This window comes from Myxococcus sp. AB025B (genome assembly GCF_006518215.1).
GTDB classification, from domain to species: Bacteria; Myxococcota; Myxococcia; order Myxococcales; family Myxococcaceae; genus Myxococcus; species Myxococcus fulvus.
In genome coordinates, this window is sequence record NZ_SRLW01000451.1 from 1 (window position 1) to 5,722 (window position 5,722).

Below are 5,722 nucleotides of genomic sequence, written 5' to 3' on the forward strand. Positions count from 1 at the left end.
CACCAATCCCAGCCCCCCCTCCGCCATCAGCTCCGCCTCGTAGCGCTCGCACTCCTGGGCCAGGTCCGACGCCGTGCCGTCGAGGAAGTGGATGCGCTCCTTCGACAGGTTCACATGTCGGAACAGGTGCCGCTCCATGTACGCGTGGAAGCTGCCGCCATCCTCCGGCGACAACCCCACCCACTCCTCCAGGTTGAACGTCCGCGCCATCGACCAGTCCAGCCGCCGCCTGGCCTGCAGGGCCACCAGCTCCCGGTACACGTTGAGCGGCGTGCGCCCCGTGGGCAACCCCAACACCAACGACGGATGCGCCGTCACCGCCTCGGCGATGCGCGCGGCGCACGCGGCGGCCGCTTCCTGCTCGGACTCGAAGACCCGGATGTTCATGGAGGCTCCTCGCTCGAAAAGAGCCGCGCACACGAACATGTTCTTGGGCCCCTCAACACCTCCCGGGAGTCACGAAGCCGTTCACCCAGAGACATGCCCGTGACTGTTGCAGCAACTGCCGTCATCGCCGACACCGCGCGAACGCGACGCGTCATACCGCGCGTCGCGCCCGCCCGGAGGGCGCCGAGGGGAACGAGGGTAGAGTGCCCGGTCCATGGACCCCTTCATCAGCCTCGACGCCACCGCCCAGGCCGACCTCGTGCGGCGCCGGGAGGTGACCCCGCTGGAGCTCGTGGACGCGGCCATCTCCCGCATCGAGCGCTGCAACCCCCGGCTCAACGCCGTGGTGCAGACGCAGTTCGAGACCGCGCGCCTCAGGGCGAAGGCTCCGCTGCCCGAAGGCCCCTTCACCGGCGTACCCTTCCTCCTCAAGGATTTGCTCGCCGCGCAGGAGGGCTCTCCGCTCACCTTCGGCTCGCGCTTCGCGAAGGGCTTCGCGCCGGGCCACGACAGCGAGCTCGTCAAGCGCTACCTGCGCGCGGGGCTCGTCGTCCTGGGGAAGACCAACACGTCGGAGCTGGGGCTGCTCCCCACGACGGAGGGCTCGCTGCATGGGCCGTGTCGCAACCCGTGGGACGTGACGCGCACGCCGGGAGGCTCCAGCGGCGGCGCGGCGGCGGCGGTGGCCAGCGGCATGGTGCCCTTCGCGCACGCCTCCGACGGCGGCGGCTCCATCCGCATCCCCGCGTCCGCGTGCGGCCTGTTCGGCCTCAAGCCCAGCCGGGGCAGAAACCCCACCGGGCCGGAGCTGGCCGACAGTGTCCACTGGCTGATAGGCGAGCATGCCCTCACCCGCACGGTGCGAGACAGCGCGGCGCTGCTCGACGCCACCGAGGGGCCCGACCTCGGCGCGCCCTACCACGCCCCGCCCAAGGCCCGGCCCTACGGCCTGGAGGTCGGCGCGCCCCCGGGGCGGCTGCGCATCGGCCTGACGCTGCGCAACGCGGTGGGCGCCCCCGTCCACCCCGAGTGCCTCAACGCGGTCGTCGCCACCGCGAAGCGGCTCGAGGGCCTGGGCCACTCCGTCCTCGAGGGCAACCTCCAGCTTCCCGGCGACGAGACGCTGGGCCAGCACTTCATGACGGCCTGGGCCTGTGGCGTGGTGAACACCGTGGAGGGGCTCTCGCGCCGCCTGGGCCGCGAGCCCTCGCCCGAGGACTTCGAGCCCTTCACCTGGGCGCTGTATCAACACGGGCTGAGCCAGGGCCTGTCGGCCTACCTGCATGCGCAGACGGAGATGCTGCGCTTCGGCCGCGTCTTCGCCCGGCGCTTCGAGGACGTGGACGTGTGGCTCTTGCCCACCGCCACCGAGCCCGCGCCCTTGCTGGGCACGTTCGCGTCCCTGCCCGACGCGCCGCTCGCTCCCCTGTTCCGCGCGGCGGGCTTCACGCCCTACTGCCCCATGGCCAACATGGCGGGCAACCCGGCGATGAGCGTGCCCCTCCACTGGAGTCCCGAGGGACTGCCGGTGGGCGTGCAGTTCATCGCCCGCTTCGGGGATGAAGCCACGCTCTTCCGGCTGGCGTCGCAGCTGGAGGCCGCGCACCCGTGGACGCACCGGCGGCCGTCGGTGTTCGGCTAGGGGCCGCTCCTCCCGCCGCAGGGCGCTCGGGCAAACTTCAGCAGCACGTCGGGTGCAAGGCGCGATAAAACATTCTTCATGAAAGTCGCCGTGCTTACCGGCGGGGGTGACTGCCCCGGCCTGAACGCCGTCATCCGCGCCCTCGTCCGCCGCGCCTCCGCCCACGGTTTCGAGATGATGGGCCTCCGCGACGGGTGGAAGGGCCTGCTCGAGGACAACCACTTCCGCCTCACCCGCGAGACGACCTCCGGCATCCTCCACCGGGGCGGCACCATCCTGGGCACCTCGCGCGTCAACCCGTTCAAGGTGGAGAACGGCCTGGAGAAGGTGAAGCGCGCCATCGAGCGCAACGGCATCCACGCCGTCATCGCCATCGGCGGCGAGGGCACGCTGTCGGCCGCCACGCGCATGTCCCAGGAGGGGCTGCGAATCGTGGGCGTGCCGAAGACCATCGACAACGACCTGAACGGCACCGACTTCACCTTCGGCTTCGACACCGCGGTGGCGATCGCCACGGAGGCGGTGGACCGGCTGCACTCGACGGCCGAGTCGCACAAGCGCGTCATCGTCTGCGAGGTGATGGGCCGGCACGTGGGCTGGATTGCCACCTATGCGGGCATCGCGGGCGGCGCGGACGTCATCCTGGTGCCGGAGATTCCCGCGGACCTGGAGCGCGTGGCCGAGCACATCCGCAGCCGCCACGCGGGCGGGCGCAGCTTCTCCATCGTCGTGGTGGCCGAGGGCACGCGCATCAAGCTGTCCGCGGACCAGGGCGAGCAGCTGGTGACGAGCGGCGCGCTGGACGAGGCGGGACGGCCCCGGCTGGGCGGCGTGGGCAACATCGTCGCGCAGGAAATCGAGCGCCGCACGGGCTTCGAGACGCGCGTGTCCGTGCTGGGCCACATCCAGCGCGGCGGCGCGCCCACCGCGCATGACCGCGTGCTGGCCACGCGCTACGGCGTGCACGCGTGCGACATGGTCGCCCGGGGCGAGTTCGGGAAGATGGCCGCGCTCAAGGGCAACGAAATCGTCAGCGTGGAGCTGGCCGCCGCCACCAAGGAGCTCAAGCGCGTCCCGACGGAGTTCTTCGAGGTCGCCCAGGTGTTCTTCGGCTGACGCAACGCGACAACGCTCGGGCCGCGAGTGACGCGGGACGCTGGCCCGAGCGCGCATCCGGTAGCATCGGCGCCCCACCCTCGCCTCGAAGGGACGTGCCGATGCTGCCAGGCCGCATGATGGACTTCCCGCTGACGTTGACGCACTTCCTGGAGCGCGCGCGGACGTACTACCCGCGCTCCGAAATCGTCAGCCGCAATCCGGACAAGTCGATGCACCGCTACACGTACGCGGACTTCTACCAGCGCACGTGCCGGCTGATGAACGCGCTGAAGCGGCTGGGGGTGAAGGCCGGCGACAGGGTCGCGACGCTGAGCTGGAACCACTACCGGCACCTGGAGGCGTACTTCGGGATTCCGGCGATGGGCGCGGTGGTGCACACGCTCAACCTGCGGCTGCATCCGAACGACCTGGCCTACATCGCCCGGCACGCCGAGGACACGGTGGTGCTGGTGGACCGCTCGCTGTGGCCCTTGTTCGAGAAGTTCGCGGCGCAGGTGCCGAGCATCCGGCATGTCATCGTCATCCCGGACGCGGGGCCCGCGCCGGAGGGGACGCTGGACTACGAGAAGCTGCTCGCGGCGGAGCCGGAGACGTTCGACTTCCCCGCGCTGGAGGAGAACAGCGCGGCGATGCTCTGCTACACGTCCGGGACGACGGGCAACCCCAAGGGGGTGCTGTTCAGTCATCGGTCCATCACGTTGCACACGTTGGTGTGTTGCATGAAGGATTTGACGGGCATCGGCGAGGCGGACTCGGTGTTGCCGGTGGTGCCCATGTTCCACGCGGCGGCGTGGGGGTTGCCGTTCGACGCGCTGCTCACGGGGGCGCGGATGGTGATGCCGGGGCCGCACCTGGACCCGCCGTCGCTCCTGGAGTTGATGTCGGCGGAGAAGGTGACGGTGGCGGGCGGCGTGCCGACCATCTGGCTGGGCATCCTCGCGTTGTTGGACCAGGACCCGAAGAAGTGGGACCTGAGCGCGATGCGGACGATGTTGATTGGAGGCTCGGCGGCGCCGCCGGCGATGATTGACGGCTTCCGGCAGCGGCACGGGCTGGAGGTGACGCACGCCTGGGGCATGACGGAGATGAACCCGGTGGGGACGATGGCGAAGGTGAAGCAGGCGCTTCGCCACGCGGACGCGAAGGCGCAGCTGGGGGCGCAGAGCTCGCAGGGCTTCGCGCTGCCGTTCGTGGAGACGCGGGTGATGGGGGAGGACGGGAAGGCGCTGCCGTGGGACGGCGCGACGATGGGTGAGCTGGAGGTGCGCGGGCCGTGGGTGGCGGGCTCGTACTACGGCGGCGAGGGGGCGGACCGCTTCACGTCGGATGGCTGGTTCAGGACGGGGGATGTCGTCACGTTGGACGCGGATGGGTATGTGCGCATCTGCGACCGGAGCAAGGACGTCATCAAGTCGGGCGGGGAGTGGATTTCGTCGGTGGCGCTGGAGAACGCGCTGATGAGCCACCCGGCGGTGCTGGAGGCGGCGGTGTTCGCGGGGCGGCATGCGCGGTGGGACGAGCGCCCGCTGGCGGCGGTGGTGCTCAAGCCGGGGCAGGCGGTGAGCAAGGAGGCGCTGACGGAGCACCTGGCGAAGCAGTTCGCCAAGTTCTGGCTGCCGGACGACTACCTCTTCATCGAGCAGATTCCGCGCACGTCCACCGGGAAGTTCCTCAAGACGAAGCTCCGTGAGGACTACGGCGACCACCTCATCAAGAACCCGAGCACCGCCGCGGGGTGAGGCACGGTGGGCCCGGCCGAGCCACGTGAGGCTCGGCCGGGGCACTCCCGCGTCAGTTCGCGCCGAGGCAGACGCCGCCGCAGGTGGCCTCCACCTTGCCGTCGGGCCTGAGGAACAGGTCCACCTGCTCACGGCCCTTCGTGTTGCGACGCACCCCTTCATGCACCGGGTTGTCGTCCGCCGGCAGGTTCGCCACCGTGCCCGGCAGCGGCGCGGGCAACCCGAAGTCGAACTGCACCAGCGCCGCGCCGTCGAGGACACCCTCCACCGCCGGCAGCTCCGGCACCCGCCACGTCGCCGGCAGCTGCTGCGTCAGCCCCATCGCCCGCGCATGCAGCTCCGTCGCCACGTTGGGCACCTGCGCATCGCCCAGGCCGTACTGCACCAACACCTTGCGCGACGCGGGGCCACCTTCATACGGCGTCTTCAACACGTGCGGCGCGTACGTCAGCGGGTCGATGCGGTCGAACCCCGTCTGCGTCATCGCCGCGAACTTCTGCTGGTCCAGCGCGTCCGGCACCGCCGCGGCGATCGCCTGCAGGAACGGCGCGAAGGGCTTCGCCCGGAACATCATCAGCGAGAAGTCCGCCCCACCCACGCTGAACACCGCGCGCTCGAGGTGCGGCGAGAGCGCCACGTACGTCCCGCCCAGGATGTGCCCCTGGCTGATGCCGTAGAAGTACGTCTGCCCCGGCTCGTACACGAGCACGCCGTTGTCGCTCAGCTCCGCCACGTCCCGCAGCGTCGTGCGCGCCGCGTACGTCACCGCCATCTGGTTCACCATCCCCTGATGCACCCGGTCCGAGAAGCGCATCGTCTGCCCCGGCTGCTGCGC

At 70.6% G+C, this 5,722-nt stretch carries 4 protein-coding genes and 1 pseudogene; 3 read left to right on the top strand and 2 right to left on the bottom strand.

Features of this window, described 5'->3' with window-relative positions; genetic code table 11:
- A partial coding sequence (locus FL311_RS40500; RefSeq protein ID WP_194869579.1) for a 6-phosphogluconolactonase occupies nucleotides 1-387 on the bottom strand: 387 nt, incomplete at its 3' end.
- Nucleotides 388-601: 214 nt separating this feature from the next.
- Between FL311_RS40500 and FL311_RS40505 the strand changes: the two genes are divergently transcribed.
- The 3 genes from FL311_RS40505 to FL311_RS40515 all read left to right on the top strand — a co-directional run bounded on the left by FL311_RS40505 (nucleotide 602) and on the right by FL311_RS40515 (nucleotide 4,887).
- Nucleotides 602-2,029: an amidase gene (locus FL311_RS40505; protein WP_141332982.1), complete on the top strand. Its 1,428-nt coding sequence runs from the start codon at nucleotides 602-604 to the stop codon at nucleotides 2,027-2,029.
- A gap of 78 nt (nucleotides 2,030-2,107) precedes the next feature.
- Nucleotides 2,108-3,145 carry a 6-phosphofructokinase gene (locus tag FL311_RS40510; protein ID WP_141332983.1) on the top strand — a complete coding sequence of 346 codons (1,038 nt, stop codon included), beginning with the start codon at nucleotides 2,108-2,110 and terminating at the stop codon, nucleotides 3,143-3,145.
- Nucleotides 3,146-3,246: 101 nt separating this feature from the next.
- Nucleotides 3,247-4,887: a long-chain fatty acid--CoA ligase gene (locus tag FL311_RS40515; RefSeq protein WP_141332984.1), complete on the top strand. Its 1,641-nt coding sequence runs from the start codon at nucleotides 3,247-3,249 to the stop codon at nucleotides 4,885-4,887.
- 52 nt (nucleotides 4,888-4,939) lie between these two features.
- On the opposite strand, the pseudogene FL311_RS40520 reads toward FL311_RS40515, so the two are convergent.
- Nucleotides 4,940-5,722, bottom strand: a pseudogene (locus tag FL311_RS40520) (hypothetical protein); the annotation flags it as partial.